This window comes from Alkalihalophilus pseudofirmus, assembly GCF_029094545.1.
Taxonomy (GTDB): Bacteria; Bacillota; Bacilli; order Bacillales; family Bacillaceae_D; genus Alkalihalophilus; species Alkalihalophilus pseudofirmus.
Genome location: NZ_CP117835.1, coordinates 2,668,937 through 2,685,344, shown reverse-complemented (window position 1 = coordinate 2,685,344; position 16,408 = coordinate 2,668,937). Strand labels below are relative to the sequence as shown.

General features: G+C 39.2%; 18 protein-coding genes and 1 other annotated feature. All 18 genes read left to right on the top strand.

All coding sequences use genetic code 11. The annotated features are described in order from the left end of the window. Positions 1 to 57: 57 nt before the first annotated feature. The 18 genes from PQ478_RS14340 to PQ478_RS14255 all read left to right on the top strand — a co-directional run bounded on the left by PQ478_RS14340 (position 58) and on the right by PQ478_RS14255 (position 16,368). Positions 58 to 843, top strand: a complete 786-nt coding sequence (locus tag PQ478_RS14340) for a cell division protein FtsQ/DivIB (RefSeq protein WP_289234678.1) — start codon at positions 58 to 60, stop codon at positions 841 to 843. Next, positions 821 to 1,543 carry a DUF881 domain-containing protein gene (locus PQ478_RS14335; protein ID WP_289234677.1) on the top strand — a complete coding sequence of 241 codons (723 nt, stop codon included), beginning with the start codon at positions 821 to 823 and terminating at the stop codon, positions 1,541 to 1,543. The genes PQ478_RS14340 and PQ478_RS14335 overlap by 23 nt, the downstream gene beginning before the upstream one ends. 3 nt (positions 1,544 to 1,546) lie before the next feature. Continuing rightward, positions 1,547 to 2,257, top strand: a complete 711-nt coding sequence (locus tag PQ478_RS14330) for a DUF881 domain-containing protein (RefSeq protein ID WP_075682610.1) — start codon at positions 1,547 to 1,549, stop codon at positions 2,255 to 2,257. A 6-nt stretch (positions 2,258 to 2,263) separates the two neighbouring features. Then, positions 2,264 to 2,623, top strand: coding sequence for a small basic family protein (locus PQ478_RS14325; protein WP_012959482.1), 360 nt, complete (start codon positions 2,264 to 2,266; stop codon positions 2,621 to 2,623). 173 nt (positions 2,624 to 2,796) lie between these two features. Beyond that, on the top strand, positions 2,797 to 4,089 hold the full coding sequence (gene ftsA, locus PQ478_RS14320; RefSeq protein WP_289234676.1) for a cell division protein FtsA: 1,293 nt from the start codon (positions 2,797 to 2,799) through the stop codon (positions 4,087 to 4,089). Between the two features lie 38 nt (positions 4,090 to 4,127). Next, the gene (gene ftsZ / locus PQ478_RS14315; protein ID WP_075682611.1) at positions 4,128 to 5,273 is read left to right on the top strand and encodes a cell division protein FtsZ; all 1,146 of its coding nucleotides are present in this window, start codon (positions 4,128 to 4,130) and stop codon (positions 5,271 to 5,273) included. 181 nt (positions 5,274 to 5,454) lie between these two features. Further along, entirely contained in the window at positions 5,455 to 6,384 is a 930-nt protein-coding gene (gene spoIIGA / locus PQ478_RS14310) for a sigma-E processing peptidase SpoIIGA (protein ID WP_289234675.1), read from the top strand. Between the two features lie 34 nt (positions 6,385 to 6,418). Continuing rightward, complete coding sequence (sigE, locus tag PQ478_RS14305) at positions 6,419 to 7,132, top strand: RNA polymerase sporulation sigma factor SigE (protein WP_012959477.1); 714 nt, start codon at positions 6,419 to 6,421, stop codon at positions 7,130 to 7,132. A 108-nt stretch (positions 7,133 to 7,240) separates the two neighbouring features. Continuing rightward, positions 7,241 to 8,059, top strand: coding sequence for an RNA polymerase sporulation sigma factor SigG (sigG, locus tag PQ478_RS14300; protein WP_238446461.1), 819 nt, complete (start codon positions 7,241 to 7,243; stop codon positions 8,057 to 8,059). Between the two features lie 164 nt (positions 8,060 to 8,223). Continuing rightward, complete coding sequence (locus tag PQ478_RS14295; RefSeq protein ID WP_075682795.1) at positions 8,224 to 8,517, top strand: YlmC/YmxH family sporulation protein; 294 nt, start codon at positions 8,224 to 8,226, stop codon at positions 8,515 to 8,517. A 93-nt stretch (positions 8,518 to 8,610) separates the two neighbouring features. Continuing rightward, positions 8,611 to 9,429 (top strand): peptidoglycan editing factor PgeF, encoded by an 819-nt coding sequence (gene pgeF, locus PQ478_RS14290; protein WP_289234674.1) that lies wholly within the window; start codon positions 8,611 to 8,613, stop codon positions 9,427 to 9,429. A 34-nt stretch (positions 9,430 to 9,463) separates the two neighbouring features. Continuing rightward, complete coding sequence (locus PQ478_RS14285; RefSeq protein ID WP_289234673.1) at positions 9,464 to 10,153, top strand: YggS family pyridoxal phosphate-dependent enzyme; 690 nt, start codon at positions 9,464 to 9,466, stop codon at positions 10,151 to 10,153. Between the two features lie 35 nt (positions 10,154 to 10,188). Beyond that, positions 10,189 to 10,635, top strand: coding sequence for a cell division protein SepF (locus PQ478_RS14280; RefSeq protein ID WP_012959472.1), 447 nt, complete (start codon positions 10,189 to 10,191; stop codon positions 10,633 to 10,635). A 26-nt stretch (positions 10,636 to 10,661) separates the two neighbouring features. Next, positions 10,662 to 10,916, top strand: a complete 255-nt coding sequence (locus tag PQ478_RS14275) for a YggT family protein (protein ID WP_012959471.1) — start codon at positions 10,662 to 10,664, stop codon at positions 10,914 to 10,916. Between the two features lie 53 nt (positions 10,917 to 10,969). Then, the gene (locus tag PQ478_RS14270) at positions 10,970 to 11,743 is read left to right on the top strand and encodes a YlmH family RNA-binding protein (protein WP_289234672.1); all 774 of its coding nucleotides are present in this window, start codon (positions 10,970 to 10,972) and stop codon (positions 11,741 to 11,743) included. A 138-nt stretch (positions 11,744 to 11,881) separates the two neighbouring features. Further along, on the top strand, positions 11,882 to 12,376 hold the full coding sequence (locus PQ478_RS14265) for a DivIVA domain-containing protein (protein WP_012959469.1): 495 nt from the start codon (positions 11,882 to 11,884) through the stop codon (positions 12,374 to 12,376). A 70-nt stretch (positions 12,377 to 12,446) separates the two neighbouring features. After that, positions 12,447 to 12,701 (top strand) — a binding site (T-box leader). Between the two features lie 104 nt (positions 12,702 to 12,805). Next, complete coding sequence (gene ileS / locus PQ478_RS14260; protein WP_289234671.1) at positions 12,806 to 15,571, top strand: isoleucine--tRNA ligase; 2,766 nt, start codon at positions 12,806 to 12,808, stop codon at positions 15,569 to 15,571. A gap of 146 nt (positions 15,572 to 15,717) precedes the next feature. Further along, positions 15,718 to 16,368, top strand: a complete 651-nt coding sequence (locus PQ478_RS14255) for a TraR/DksA C4-type zinc finger protein (protein ID WP_012959467.1) — start codon at positions 15,718 to 15,720, stop codon at positions 16,366 to 16,368. Positions 16,369 to 16,408: the final 40 nt, after the last annotated feature.

Sequence of the window (16,408 nt, the reverse complement as noted above, 5' to 3'; positions counted from 1 at the left end):
GAAAAAGGATTCGGCTATTATACTATTGTATCGGAGACGATAATCGGGGGATGGACAATGAGTAATGAAAAAGTGGTTACCATTAATGAGCGGATACCTTCACTAAAAGAACAGCGTAAGCAAAGAGCCAACAGAAGGCTGCTGTTCTTTTTATCGCTTTTCTTTTTGTTATTATTATTAATGGTCTATTTTCAATCTCCTTTAAGTCATATACGAACGATAGAAGTAGAAGGGAATTTTTTAATAAGTGATGACCAAGTGATTGAGAGCTCTCAGTTAACAACTGGGACAAGCATGTGGAATCTTGATGAAGAAGAAATCCGCAATCATTTATTGATTCGTCCTGAAATTGCCAATGTCACAATCAGCCGAAAATTCCCAACTACAGTTGTCTTAAATGTGCATGAGCATTCCCGTATTGGTTATTTATATTCGGATGGCAAGTATTACCCATTGCTAGAAAGCGGCACATTTTTAAGTGAACTGCCACGACATCAATTTCCTGCAGATGCTCCTATTTTAATTGGGTGGGAGCAGGGAGAAGCCTTGACGGAATTTGCTCAAGAGTTGATCAATACACCTGAACAATTAATCGCACGAATGTCAGAGATTTTCTATTCGCAGACTGAGACGGAATCAGATGAAGTGATCATACATATGAATGATGGGTTAGAAGTACATTCCACAATTAAAGACTTCTCTTCTAGAATGCTTCCTTATCCTTCAATCGTGCGAGAACTTGACCCTTCAAGAAAAGGGATATTACACATGAAGATGAGTCCGTATTTTGAGGATTTTGACCTTGAGGAGGAAGAAGATAGTGAAGTTGAAAGTGAAGGGTAAACATGTAATCTTATCCTTCGTTCTGCTCGTAACTGGCTTTATTCTGGCACTGAGCTATGAACTGACGAATGAAAGACAGGCTGAATTAACACCTGGTTATGAAAGGCAGTGGAGACATGAGGATGAGCTTCGTAACCAGATTTCACATTTACAAGAGCGAAATCAAGAGTTACAAGAGGAACTTAGGGAATATCAGACAGAAGTTCGGCTGCTTGAAGACGACATAGCATCTGAAAGTGCGGAACAAGAACTTCGTACGACAAATTTGATTGAAGATCTAGATCGGCTTCGTAAGGTGGTAGGGAATGTACCTGTTAAAGGACCTGGATTAGAAGTGACTTTGGAAGATGCATCCTATGTTCCTGAAGGGTCAAACCCTAATGATTACATTGTACATGAGATCCATGTTCAAAAAGTAGTTCATGAGCTCTTTGTAGCAGGCGCAGAGGCTATTGCAATAAATGGACATCGCATTTCTCATAAATCCTACATTCAATGTGCAGGGCCGGTTATTATTATTGATGGTAATACATCTTATGCGCCGTTTGTGGTCACAGCTATTGGGGATGGAGAGAAGTTTGAACAAGCCATTTCTCTCGTCGGAGGAGTAAAGGACCAGCTGTTAAATGACGGGATTAGTATTAGAATCCAACAGCAAGGGTTAATTGAACTCGACCCATATTTAACAGAGGGTGGGTGATGGTTGTTGGAACGTAAATGGATTTTTACTATTGTGGTTTTTATTATCGGGTTTATGCTCGCAATTCAATTTAAAACAACCCAAGAACCTGTTGTGCGTGATACGCGTGACATAAGAGAATTGCGTCAGGAAATTGAGCAAGAACGTGAGAGAGAAAGGTATTTAACGAACGAAATAAATAAAGCGCAAGAATTAATAGCTCAGTACAGTTCGCCTCAAAATTCCGACCAAAATCATTTAACAGATGTTTTGGATCAGCAGATAAGTGACCTGCGGGTAGAGGCTGGATTAACTGAGGTAAGCGGATCAGGTGTTATCCTTACGATAGAGCCCTTTTATGATGAACGAGCCCCTCATTTAATGAGAAGAACACCATCACCAGAACGTTTTCGATATCTAGTGAACGAGCTGAATGTATATGGTGCCACTCATATTGCAGTAGCAGATGAAAGGCTGATTACAACCTCTGCTTTTAGGGACGTAAATGGAATTACACACCTAAATTATCGCAGGCTTCCTCCTACCCCTCTTAAAGTGAAAGTGTTGACGGATGATCCAGAGAGGCTTGCTAACCGCATGATTGTATCAGAGTCTGTTGAATATTTTGAAATAGATGGTTTCATGTTAACAGTGGAGCAAGTGGGGGACTTAACATTGCCTGGATACGATCAAACACCTCGCGTAAGATATATGGAAGAAGTAAAGGAGGGGTAACATTCGATGTGGCTTCCGTTAATAGGATTACTTCTTGGTGTTTTATTAGGTATAATGACCGAATTTAGAGTCCCTGCAGAGTATTCAAACTATTTATCCATCGCCGTTTTGGCTGCTTTAGATACTTTATTTGGCGGGATTCGAGCGCACTTACAGGAGACCTTTGACTCAAATGTATTTGTGACCGGTTTTTTCTTTAATATTTTACTTGCTGCAGGTTTGGCTTTTCTAGGTGTCCATCTTGGTGTAGACTTATACCTAGCAGCGATTTTTGCTTTTGGTGTGCGACTTTTTAATAATATTGCAGTGATCAGGCGTATGTTACTATCTAAGTGGCAGGCTAAACGAAGTGAAGGACAAGCTTAAAAACCATTAAATTAATGAAAAAAAAAGAAAATGAGCGATTTTAAAAGGAAAACCAAGCTTAATGTTGAATAATTCTAATATTCAACATTTGAGCTTCGGTATGGTAAGCCCAATTTCTAAAAAAACTTATGAAACAATGAAAATCGGGATTAGTTAAAAGGAGGTGCCACAGTTTGAACAACAGTGAAATCTATGTAAGTCTTGACATCGGTACATCCAATGTGCGAGTAATCATAGGAGAAGTGGCCAACGGAACAATTAATATAATTGGAGTAGGAAACACTCATTCTGAAGGAATTAGAAAAGGTGCAATTGTAGATATTGATGAGACTGTTCGATCTATAAAAAGAGCAGTTGAACAAGCTGAGAGAATGGTAGGGCTATCGATTAAACAAGTCATAGTCGGAGTGAATGGCAACCATGTTCAATTACAGCCGTGTCACGGAGTTGTCGCTGTTTCAAGCCCTGACCGTGAAATTGGTGATGAAGATATCGCTCGAGTGATCGATGCTGCACAAGTTGTATCTATTCCGCCAGAGCGAGAAATTATCGATGTTATTCCGAAGCAGTTTGTAGTAGATGGTTTAGATGAAATTAACGATCCACGTGGAATGATTGGTGTTAGGTTAGAAATGGAAGGTACAATTATTACTGGATCTAAGACCATATTACATAATTTACTTAGATGTGTGGAACGCGCAGGGTTACAAATTGCAGATATTTGTCTGCAGCCGCTTGCATCTGGTTCTGTTGCTATCTCAAAAGATGAGAAGAATCTCGGAGTTTGTTTGATTGATATTGGCGGCGGTTCCGCTACTGTATCAGTTTTTGAACAGGGTACACTCCAGTCAACATCTGTTCTTCCAATCGGCGGGGATCATATTACCAATGACATAGCGATTGGCCTGAGGGTGTCGACGGAAGAAGCGGAACGAATTAAAGTAAAATACGGGCACTCTTTTATTGATGAAGCTTCTGATGAGGAGCGCTTTAGCGTTTCTGCTATCGGCAGTGGAGAAAAAGATGAATTCAGCCAATATGATTTAGCTCATATTATTGAACCTCGTATGGAAGAAGTGTTTGAGCTGATCTATAAGGAGATCATGAGGCTGGGCTATCGAGACTTTCCAAGTGGCTATGTCTTAACGGGCGGGACCGTGATGATTCCTGGAGTGTTAGAACTTGCTAAGGAGTTATTGCAAGGTAACGTCAGGGTAGCTATACCTGATTACATTGGTGTACGTGAACCTCAGTACACAACAAGTGTTGGTTTGATACAATTTGCGTACAAAAATGTTAAAATTCAAGGCAAAGAAATTGCTGCTTCTGTAGCAGATTATGAAGCGACAGAACAACCGCAAGATCAGAAACGCAGTACGAAGAATGAAAAAGCACAATCAAGAACAGAAGAAAAACCAAAAGCTAAATCTAAGATGAAGAATTGGTTTAAAGTGTTCTTTGAATAAGAGCGAACGAGGCAATAGTCTGATTAGGGGGACCTTAAATGTTAGAATTTGAAATGGATATGGATCAGTTAGCACAGATAAAAGTTATTGGTGTAGGTGGCGGCGGTAGTAATGCCGTTAACCGAATGATTGAAAATGGACTGCAAGGAGTAGAGTTTATTGCAGTTAATACAGATGCTCAAGCCCTCCACTTATCGAAAGCTGAAACTAAACTTCAGCTAGGCGGAAAGTTAACACGCGGTCTTGGTGCAGGAGCAAATCCTGAAATCGGGAAAAAAGCTGCTGAAGAAAGCCGCGAGCATTTAGAAGAAGCACTTCAAGGTGCTGACATGGTATTTATCACTGCTGGTATGGGTGGTGGAACAGGGACTGGTGCAGCGCCTGTTATTGCAGAGGTTGCTAAAGAAATTGGAGCTTTAACAGTAGGTGTTGTTACACGTCCATTTACGTTTGAAGGCCGTAAACGTCAAACGCAGGCAGCTACAGGAATTCAAGCTTTAAAAGAAAAAGTAGATACACTTATTGTGATTCCAAATGACCGTCTTCTTGAAATTGTTGATAAAAACACACCGATGCTTGAAGCATTCCGTGAAGCAGATAACGTGCTTCGTCAAGGTGTACAAGGTATTTCTGACTTGATTGCTGTACCTGGATTAATTAACCTTGACTTCGCCGATGTGAAAACAATTATGACAGATAAAGGTTCAGCATTAATGGGTATTGGGATTGCTACAGGTGAGAACAGAGCATCTGAAGCGGCTAAAAAAGCCATCTCAAGTCCATTACTTGAAACATCTGTTGATGGCGCACAAGGTGTTTTAATGAATATTACGGGTGGATCTAACTTAAGTTTATATGAAGTGCATGAAGCAGCTGAGATTGTTTCTGCAGCTTCAGATGCTGAAGTGAACATGATCTTTGGTTCCGTTATTAATGAGAATTTAAAAGATGAAATCGTTGTTACTGTTATTGCAACTGGATTTGATGACACTGAAAATAAACCTCAGCGTCAAACACCTCAAAATCAAATGAAACAACAGCAACAACAACAACAAGCAAAACCACAGCAAGAAGAACCTCAAAAAGAATCTAGGTTCCAGCAGCAAGCACCGCAACCTCAAGATTCTTCTGACACATTAGATATTCCTACGTTCTTACGTAATCGTAGAAATCGTTCAAGATAACAAGGGAAGCATCAGCGCCTAGCGCTGATGCTTTTTTTTATGTTTTATACTCTTCGTCCAGAGATAGACATATTCAGTGAAAATCTATCAAAATTACATCGAATTACTCGTCATGAATTGACAGACTAATTAATAGACTTTATATATACTTAATTTCAAAAGAATGGTAAGAAGGGATGCGATGACTCTTTATCTTGATGTAATCTGGTTTCTTAATTTTTGTATTGATTATTTATTAATTGCTCTCACAGCCATTGTACTAAAGAGACGATTTAACCGAATCCGCTTTATAGTTGGCGCGCTTTTTGCATCTTTGATTGTTTTTTTGATGTTCACACCATTAGGCGCTTTATTCTATCAGCCTTGGATGAAAGCAATCTATTCTATATTTATAATCCTTATCGCATTTGGTTTTAAGAGATGGAGTTATTTCTTTCAGGGACTATTGATGTTTTACTTTGTCACCTTTATGACTGGCGGTGGATTGTTTGCTCTTCACTTTTTTTGGCAGACTGAAATTGATTTTCTAGCTGCTGTTTCCTCTCCTGCACAAGCCGGGTTTGGGAGCGGAATCAGCTGGGTGTTTGTAGTCTTTGGATTTCCACTCGTATGGTATTTTTCTAAAGCTAGAATCGAGACGATTGAAGTGAAAAAAATTCATTACGAGCAGCTAGCAATCGTTACGATTCACCTCTTTGGCCAGTCTATTAAAACACAAGGCCTAATAGATAGTGGCAATAAGCTGCATGATCCTATAACACGTGTGCCAGTCATGATCATTGAGACAACTTGCTTAGAGGAAACGTTCGGACAAGATGTCATTTCTGCTATCTCAACTTTAGACGTATTTAATGATTCAGGTAGCAAATTATCAGATGAATGGATGAAGAGGACGAAGATTATTCCGTATAAAGTAATTGGACAGAGCAATCCATTTCTAACGGCCATTAAACCAGATAGTGTCTCGATTGAACATGATGGACAAGTGTACCATTCCAACCAAGTTTTGATTGGACTTCAAGAAGAATCACTATCACCTGATCAAGCCTATCAATGTATCATTCACCCCGCGCTTGTAAGACAACCCTCTATAAGCCCTGTCGCAAATTAAAGATTATTACCTTACATCATAGGAGGCGATTTTATTGTTAAAACTTAAATTAAGGCTATTGTGGTATCGAATTATGCACAAGCTGGGAATGAAGCCAGATGAGATTTATTATATCGGGGGCAGTGAAGCCTTGCCCCCGCCGCTTTCTAAAGAAGAAGAAGCCGTATTGTTGAAGAAACTACCAACGGGTGACAAAGCCGTTCGATCGATGCTGATCGAGAGAAACCTGCGTCTTGTGGTGTATATAGCGAGGAAGTTTGAAAACACAGGAATCAATATAGAGGATCTAATCAGCATAGGAACCATCGGTCTCATAAAAGCGGTAAATACCTTTAATCCTGAAAAGAAAATTAAGCTCGCAACCTATGCTTCTCGTTGTATAGAAAATGAAATTCTGATGTATTTACGGAGAAACAATAAAACAAGGTCTGAAGTGTCCTTTGATGAGCCTCTTAACATCGATTGGGATGGCAACGAGTTATTGTTGTCAGATGTACTTGGAACAGAAGAGGATATTATTACGCGCGGAATTGAAGAAAAAGTAGATCGTAAATTATTAGTAAAAGCTCTTCATACGTTAAATGAACGTGAAAAGCAGATCATGGAGCTTCGTTTTGGACTTGCTGGGGAAGAAGAAAAAACACAGAAAGATGTGGCAGATATGCTTGGGATCTCTCAATCCTATATATCCCGTTTAGAAAAACGAATTATTAAACGACTACAAAAAGAGTTCAATAAAATGGTGTAAAAAATTTTTTTACTGAAGTTTTCGTTTCGTATCAAGCTCTCTCCCTTTTAGTCAAAATTGACTGATTTTAGCTTGTGCATATTTTTCCCACCTCAGGAGATACTTTACTTGACATCATCTCCCGCGTTAGGAGGGAAAGAATTGACACGAAATAAAGTTGAAATCTGTGGGGTAGATACATCAAAGCTTCCAGTATTAAAAAACACCGAAATGCGCGAATTATTTACTCAGTTACAAAGTGGTGATGACAGTGCAAGAGAAGTGTTAGTTAATGGTAATTTACGTTTAGTGTTAAGCGTTATTCAACGATTCAACAATCGCGGGGAGTACGTCGATGATTTATTTCAAGTAGGTTGTATTGGGTTAATGAAATCAATTGACAACTTTGATTTAAGTCAAAATGTCAAATTTTCAACGTATGCAGTACCTATGATTATTGGTGAGATAAGAAGGTATCTGCGTGATAATAATCCAATACGAGTTTCAAGGTCTTTACGTGATATCGCTTATAAAGCGCTGCAGGTCAGAGATCAACTGATGGCTGAAAAAAAGCGTGAAAATGAGCCGACAGTACAAGAGATTGCAAAAGTTCTTGATGTGCCAAAAGAAGATGTGGTTTTTGCCCTTGATGCAATTCAAGACCCTGTCTCTTTGTTTGAACCGATTTACAATGATGGGGGAGACCCAATCTTTGTAATGGATCAAATAAGTGATGAGCGTAATAAGGATGTTAACTGGGTAGAAGAAATTGCATTAAAAGAAGCCATGATCCGCCTGAATGATCGAGAAAAAATGATTTTAAATATGCGCTTCTTCCAAGGGAAAACTCAAATGGAAGTCGCTGATGAAATTGGTATTTCACAAGCTCAAGTATCAAGGCTAGAAAAGGCCGCTATCCAACAAATGAATAAGCATGCTCAAAGTTAACACGTTTTGTAAACAAATCAATCAGCAAAAGGCTCTTACGAACGATTTCGTAAGGGCTTTTTGTCATTTCAACCCATAGTCTCAGTTAACTTGTTCATAATTTATAGAACTAAGCGCATACAATGGGAGGAGAGGGTATGACTGAAAAAGAGGTGATGATTCACATGATGAAAATATCTGATCTGCAGGCAAAAGATATCGTTAACATGGAGAATGGAAAAAGGCTGGGTCACTTAACCGATTTAGATATTAATTTACAAACAGGTGAAATTGAAGCAATGGTAATTAACGGGTCGGGTAAGATGATGGGGCTTTTTGGCAGGGAAGAACAGGAAGTGATCATTCCATGGAAGAACATCATTAAAATTGGTTCCGATGTTATATTAGTTGAAGTACCTGAAGGGTTTAGACGGCCATTTACTAATATGAGCCAGCAAACGACAACAAGAAGGCGTTGAAAATGGAATAAAGTCGTTTCTTGTAAGCGGTCAATTATGGTAAACTATAACCAAACTAAGTTTTTAGAAGCAGCAAGTCGGAGGTGTAACATAATGGGAGAGGTATTTAGTGAAATCCACCCAGAGTGTTTAGCAGTAGAACAATGGCAAAACGAAAACTCAGATCTTGTTGCTGGCATTACAACAAGAAAGGGCGGATTAAGCGAGCCGCCTTTTAATACCCTTAATATGGGGTTCCATGTGAATGATGAATTAGATACTGTATTAAAAAATCGTGAGAGATTTGCTGAAATTATTTCCTTTCCTTTGAGTCAATGGGTAGGTTCAGAACAGGTCCATGGTTCAACAATACAAAAAGTAACAAAAGAAGACATGGGTTTAGGAGCAAGAACAATACAGGATGCGATTTCTGCTGCAGATGGTTTGTATACCAAGGAGCGAGGAATCTTATTAACCAGCCTATATGCAGACTGTGTACCTTTGCTTTTCTTTGCAAGAAATCACAGAATAATTGGTGTCGCCCATGCAGGCTGGAAGGGAACTGTCCAATTAATTGGTCCTAAGATGATTGAGAAATGGAACAATGATGAAGGAGTTCCTCTTAATGATATTCAGGTGGCTATTGCACCTTGCATTAGTAAAGAGGCATACGAAGTTGATGATTTTGTCATTAATAAGGTGATTAATGCACTACCCTATGCTGAAGAAAAAGTAGTTTACACAAAAAAGGCAAATGGAAAATATCAATTAGATTTAAGGTTATTAAATAAGCATTTATTAATTGAAGCTGGCATCGAAGAACGAAATATTTATGTTTCTTCTATTTGTACAGCTGAAGATGACAGACTCTATTCATACCGGGCTGAATCAGGTAAAACAGGCAGATTTATGAGTTATATCGGCCTTAGGTAAATGGTTGGTAAGAAGAAAGTAAGGTGAAGTGAATATGTCAGTCAAGGAGAATTTTGACAAAATACAAAGTGAAATAGCGTCTATTTGTGAGCGGATCGGTAGAGATCCTGCCTCGATAAATGTGGTTGCAGTGACCAAATATGTCAGCAACGAGCGAGCAAAAGAGGCGATTGATGCAGGCGTTGTTCATTTAGGGGAAAATAGAGCGGAAGGATTAGCTATGAAACAAGAAGACATTCAAGAACAGGTTTCTTGGCATTTTATAGGCTCCCTCCAGTCAAAAAAAGTAAAAAAAGTAGCCCCTCATATTTCTTATCTGCACTCTCTTGATCGGGTGTCGCTTGCTAAAGAATTGGACAAGCGTTTAGATAGGGAACTGGCATGTTTTGTTCAAGTAAATGTCTCAAAAGAAGAGTCGAAAGCAGGTCTTGATATAGAGGAAGTAGATGAGTTTATACAAGAGTTAGCAGCGTACCCTTCCTTGAAAATTATAGGTTTAATGACAATGGCGCCATTTGTCAATGATCCCGAAGAGACGAGACCAATCTTTAAGGCCTTAAAGAAACTTCAATTAGATATTCAGGCTAAAAACTATTCTCATGCTCCGTGTACAGAGCTGTCAATGGGAATGTCTAATGACTACCAAGTAGCTATTGAAGAAGGAGCCACCTTTATACGTATTGGTACATCACTTGTCGGCAATGAGAAAAAAGAAGGAAATTGATAAAAGAGGACAACTATTAAGAGGAGGGATGGTTTATGGGGATGAAAAAGAAATTTAAGCGATTTTTTGAATTAGAAGATGACGTAAGGGAATATGAAGAGGTTGTCGAAGAAGCTTCAGAAGATGAAATAGAGCCCACTCCCCAAAGAGGGAAAAAAAGCAGTGATAAGCAGCAGGCAGCAAATGTTGTAAGTCTACAAAGCGTGCAAAAAGGGGCTAAAGTCATTTTAGTGGAACCTAGAACATATGATGAGGCACAGGAGATTGCCGACCATCTTAAAAGCCGCAAAGCCGTCATTATCAATTTACAACGCGTCTCCCATGACCAGGCAAAGCGGGTAGTCGATTTTTTGAGTGGGACAGTGTATGCTATTGGAGGAGACATTCAAAAGCTAGGTCAAAATATTTTCTTGTGTACACCTGATAATGTAGATGTTTCAGGAACCATTACAGAAATGATGCAAGATCAGTTTGATCGTTAAGGTATGGTAAAGGTGGTGAAGTATTCGTGCAAACAATAGGTGCATTGCTTTATAACGCAATGTATATATACTCATTTTTAATTATTGGATATATTCTTATGTCTTGGTTCCCGAATGCCCGTGAATCCTCTTTCGGGCAATTTTTAGGAAGCATTGTCGAGCCATATTTGGAACCATTCAGACGTTTTATTCCGCCGCTAGGTATGATTGATTTATCGCCGATTGTAGCGATTATTGTTCTACGTTTAGCGAGCGCGGGAGTTCTTGCCATTTTTAGTTAAGGTGAAGGATACGGGCAGCTTAATTGAAGGAGTTCGATTAAAGGAGTTCGTTCATGTCGATTTTTCAGCATTTTAGGGAAGAAGAAAGGCCTTTTGTTGAACAAGTATTATCGTGGAAAGAGGAAGTCAGTGTGATGCATCAAGAGCGCAGAACCGATTTCCTTGACCCAAGAGAGCAAGATATTGTTCGATTAATTATTGGAAATGATGACGAGCTGTCGTATCAATTTTTTGGAGGAGCAGATGACTCTGAGAGAAAGAGAGCTTATCTTTGCCCTTCCTATTTAGTAATTGAACAATCTCATTTTAATTTAGCTTATTTCTCGATAAATTACCCTGCCAAATTCATTACGCTCACCCATTCTGATGTATTAGGTTCTTTGATGAATATTGGGCTTAAACGAGAAAAATTTGGGGATATCATGATTACTCAGGATGATATTCAATTAGTTGTAGCAAGTGAAATCGCTGACTTCGTGAAAATGAATGTAGAGAAGATTGGTAAGGCTAGTATTGACTTAGTGCCTATTTCACTTGAACAACTAAAAACACCTGAAGATAAATGGACGGAGGAAGGTATGACCGTTTCCTCAATGAGGCTTGATGTCATCCTCTCAGAAATTTATAATCTTTCTCGTGCAAAAGTGAAGCCGTATATTGAAAGAGGCTTCGTAAAAGTGAATTGGCGGGTAACAGATCACGTGGACTTCTTAGTTAAAGAAGGAGATTACATATCTGTTCGTGGACACGGACGCAGTAAAGTGCTAGAACAATTAGGCCGGACAAAAAAAGATAAAATTAGAATTCGTTACGCGAGATTATTATAGTCAGATAATGATGTTTCCAATTATTTCTTTGTGGGAATAAAAGGTTTTACTCTTTTTTTGTCGAATATAAGAAAAATAAACTACAGAGTAATGAAAAAGTGAAATTCCAAGAAAAGTTTAAAATTGGGGGTGGCAAAGGTGCCTTTAACACCATTAGATATTCACAACAAGGAATTTACCAGAGGTTTCAGAGGGTATGATGAAGATGAAGTCAATGAATTTCTTGATCAAGTCATTAAAGACTATGAAGCTGTGCTGCGTGAGAAGAAAGAATTGTTTGATCGAGTAACTGATTTAGATGAGAAGCTTGAGCACTTTAAGAACATTGAAGAAACATTAAACAAGTCTATTCTAGTTGCTCAAGAGTCAGCAGAAGAGGTAAGGCGCAATGCGCAAAAAGAAGCTCAGTTAATCGTTAAAGAAGCTGAGAAGAATGCTGATCGTATTATTAATGATTCTTTATCAAAGTCACGTAAAATCATGATTGAGATGGAAGAATTAAAAAAGCAGGCATCTGTTTATAAAATGCGTTTCAAAATGTTAATTGAAGCGCAATTAGAGATGTTAAAAACAGATGACTGGGACGAGTTTGTCGAGCCAGAAGAACATGAATTGGAAAAAGAACAATCCTAATTCATTCATTTTCGCTGTGCACCTTGCACAGCGCATCTCATTTAGCATATAATAATGATTACTTATATAGCATACGACAATGATAAGGGATAGTATGTAAGGAATCTTAGAGAAGCGATTCAGGGGTGGTGCGAGCCTGAACTATAGATCTTTACAGAAAATCACCCTTTAGTTTTGCACCGAACGAAGTTGATCTAGTAGGCTGCGACGTCACGTTCACGTTACGAATGCTAAGTGGAGAGAAATCGTTATTGCACGGTATTCATGCATTACACTATTTCTTTTCATTAGGGTGGTACCACGGGTAAGTCTTCTCGTCCCTATTTGGGATGAGGGGACTTTTTTTGTTTTCGTGCTATACGTTAGGAATGATTCACATAAATGTTTCACAATAATCGAGTGGTGAAAACAACAAGGAGGAAATAAGGAATGGATTATAAACAAACGTTACTTATGCCAAAAACGGATTTCCCGATGCGCGGGAACTTACCGAACAATGAACCGAAACGTCAAGAAAAATGGAACGAGCAAGATATTTACCAAGCCGTGCAAAAAAGAACAGAAGGTCGTCCTCTATTTGTACTGCATGATGGACCTCCTTATGCCAATGGCGATATTCACATGGGTCATGCTTTAAACAAAGTACTGAAAGACTTCATTGTTCGCTATAAATCAATGAATGGATTTCATGCTCCATATGTACCTGGTTGGGACACACATGGTCTGCCAATTGAAACAGCCTTAACTAAAAACGGTAAAGTAAAACGCAAGGAAATGACCGTTGCTGCTTTTCGTAAGCTTTGTGAAGAGTATGCACGTGAGCAAGTCAGCCGTCAGCGTGAACAATTTATGCGGTTAGGTGTCAGAGGAGATTGGTGGAACCCTTATGTAACCCTGGATAAAGAATATGAAGCTCAGCAAATTAAAGTATTCGGTGATATGGCTAAAAAAGGCTATATCTACAAAGGGAAAAAACCTGTTTATTGGTCGCCTTCTTCTGAATCAGCTTTAGCTGAAGCTGAAATTGAGTATCATGACAAACGTTCGCCTTCTATTTATGTGGCTTTTAATATTAAGGATGGCAAAAATGTTTTAGTTGGTGATGAGAAAATCATTATTTGGACAACAACTCCTTGGACGATCCCAGCAAACTTAGGAATTTCTGTACATCCTGAGCTTGATTACAACGTAGTCAAAGTAAATGACGAGAAATATGTCGTTGCAGCTGGCTTACTTGAAAAGCTTCAAGCTGAATTTGAATGGGAGCAAGTAGAAGTTGAAAAAACTGTAAAAGGTCAAGAGCTTGAGCATGTTGTGGCCACCCACCCGCTTTACGGACGTGATTCACTCGTTATGTGTGGAGACCATGTAACACTAGATGCTGGTACAGGTTGTGTTCATACAGCACCAGGACACGGGGAAGAAGATTATCTTGTCGGACAAAAGTATGGTCTGGATGTTTTATGCCCGGTTGATGATAAAGGGAATATGACAGAGGAAGCTCCTGGATTTGAAGGAATGTTTTATGATCAGGCGAATAAGCCGATTACTGAAAAGCTCGATGAAGTGGGCGCATTAATGAAATTAACATTCATTACACACTCTTATGCTCATGATTGGAGAACAAAAAAGCCGGTAATTTATCGTGCTACAGCTCAATGGTTTGCTTCCATTGCTGATTTCCGAGATGAGCTTCTTCAAGCGATTAACGATGTAGAATGGATCCCTTCATGGGGAGAAACAAGACTTTACAACATGGTTCGTGACCGTGGGGATTGGTGTATTTCGAGACAGCGTGCATGGGGTGTGCCTATTCCGGTATTTTACGGGGAAAATGGTGAACCGATTATCACGGATGAAACGATCGATCATGTATCAGCACTTTTCCGTGAACACGGGTCAAATATTTGGTTTGAATGGGATACAAAAGAGTTATTGCCTGAAGGCTTTATTTCAGAACATAGTCCAAACGGTGAATTTACTCGTGAAATGGATATTATGGATGTATGGTTTGACTCAGGTTCATCCCATCAAGCGGTACTTGAAGAACGAGCAGAATTAGCTCGCCCGGCAGATCTATACCTTGAAGGTTCAGACCAATATCGCGGCTGGTTTAACTCTTCTTTATCAACTAGTGTTGCCGTAACTGGAAAAGCACCATATAAAGGCGTACTAAGCCACGGGTTTGCTCTTGATGGTGAAGGGCGCAAGATGAGTAAGTCGGTAGGTAATGTTGTCGTTCCTAACGATGTTATGAAGCAATTGGGAGCCGACATTTTAAGGCTTTGGGTAGCTTCTGTAGATTATCAGTCTGATGTACGTGTTTCTGATAAGATTTTAAAGCAAGTATCTGAGTCTTATCGTAAAATTCGTAACACCTTCCGTTTCTTGCTCGGTAATTTACATGACTTTGATCCTGCTGTGAATCGTGTAAAGAACGAGGATCTTGATGGCGTTCATTTATTTATGCTTGTTAAATTAAATGAAGTGATTGAAAAGGTAAAAGATGCATATGATCAATACCAATTCTCTACTGTTTATCACACGATCCATAATTTCTGCACAATTGAATTAAGTTCGTTCTATATGGATCTGGCTAAAGATACTCTTTATATTGAACATGCAGATCACGCTGAGCGTCGTAAAATTCAAACGGTTATGTACGAAAGTGTTCTTACGTTAACGAAGCTAGTATCACCGATCCTATCTCACACTGCTGATGAAGTATGGGAAGAGATCCCTGCTGTAAGTGAAGCAAGTGTTCAGTTAACAGATATGCCAGAGGCTGAATCATTTGGTGATGTGGAACAATTGAAAGCCAAATGGCAGCACTTCATGGCTGTTCGTGATGATGTTCTTAAAGCATTAGAACAAGCAAGAAATGATAAGAAAATTGGTAAATCATTAACAGCAGCTGTTACATTATATGCAGATGGGAATGTATTAGAGTTATTAAACACTACACCTAATTTAGAGAAATTATTTATCGTCTCAGCGGTTCGGGTAAAAGCTGGCGTTGAGGCAGCACCTGAAGATGCTATGAGCTTTGATACTCTTCGTATCGTTGTTGAAAAAGCAGAAGGTGAAACATGTGAGCGCTGCTGGGTAGTTACACCGACAGTTGGAACAAATGATTCTCATCCTGGATTGTGTAAGTCATGTGCAGAGACGGTTGAGACGCATTACAATAACTAACACTACAAATCACCACTTTTAATAAGTGGTGATTTTCTTCTGTTTACATCAATTGGCTAAGTTCTCTTTTCGTTGTTTTCACTAAGTTTGGTTAAGCTATAACAGAGCTTATCTGGAAGCTGAAAGCTCAAAAGGGGAGAATTTTTATGCGGAATTGGAGTAAACAGAAAAGACAGCTAGAAGAAATGAAAAAGTCATTAGAAGCACGAATTAATTCAGATGACCATCATGAATCAAAGCATGCATTATCAGCTTCAACTGGTGAATTATCACAATATGATAATCATCCCGCTGATACGGCGACGGATCTTTATGAGCGTGAGAAAGATACAGCGATATATGCGCATCTTGAAAAAGAGCTAGCGGATGTCAATCAAGCGCTTGATAAAATTGAGAACGGGACGTACGGTGTGTGTGCACGTACAGGGAGAGATATTCCTATTGAGCGGTTAGAGGCCAATCCAACCGCAACGACAACGGTTGAAGAGGCACGAGCGCATATTGCTGATGATCGTCCTGTTGAAGAAGAGGTGCTGGATTCTTTTGGCCGCTACAACTATGACGATGATGATACAGAAACAGAGTTTGATGCAGAAGATGCATATCAATCAGTAGCCCGCTTTAATGAGAATTCGATGATTTATGAAGATGCCTCAATGGATGATGGGGATGAATTAATAGGGTATGTTGAAGAGCTAGAAGGGTTTCTCTCAACAGGAATAGAAGGGTATACTGGAGATGAGAATGTTCAGTTCCAGCGCAACGTGCATTATGATCACTATATGGATGAATTGTAGGGGGAGGACATCCCCCCTTTTTTGTGCTACAATGCATAAG

Coding starts and splice junctions, on each gene's coding strand:
- PQ478_RS14270 (WP_289234672.1), top strand. CDS start 10,970: ATGTCGATTTTTCAGCATTTTAGGGAAGAAGAAAGGCCTTTTGTTGAA.
- PQ478_RS14255 (WP_012959467.1), top strand. CDS start 15,718: ATGCGGAATTGGAGTAAACAGAAAAGACAGCTAGAAGAAATGAAAAAG.
- PQ478_RS14325 (WP_012959482.1), top strand. CDS start 2,264: ATGTGGCTTCCGTTAATAGGATTACTTCTTGGTGTTTTATTAGGTATA.
- PQ478_RS14340 (WP_289234678.1), top strand. CDS start 58: ATGAGTAATGAAAAAGTGGTTACCATTAATGAGCGGATACCTTCACTA.
- PQ478_RS14295 (WP_075682795.1), top strand. CDS start 8,224: ATGATGAAAATATCTGATCTGCAGGCAAAAGATATCGTTAACATGGAG.
- pgeF (WP_289234674.1), top strand. CDS start 8,611: ATGGGAGAGGTATTTAGTGAAATCCACCCAGAGTGTTTAGCAGTAGAA.
- spoIIGA (WP_289234675.1), top strand. CDS start 5,455: ATGACTCTTTATCTTGATGTAATCTGGTTTCTTAATTTTTGTATTGAT.
- PQ478_RS14280 (WP_012959472.1), top strand. CDS start 10,189: ATGGGGATGAAAAAGAAATTTAAGCGATTTTTTGAATTAGAAGATGAC.
- PQ478_RS14285 (WP_289234673.1), top strand. CDS start 9,464: ATGTCAGTCAAGGAGAATTTTGACAAAATACAAAGTGAAATAGCGTCT.
- ftsZ (WP_075682611.1), top strand. CDS start 4,128: ATGTTAGAATTTGAAATGGATATGGATCAGTTAGCACAGATAAAAGTT.
- ileS (WP_289234671.1), top strand. CDS start 12,806: ATGGATTATAAACAAACGTTACTTATGCCAAAAACGGATTTCCCGATG.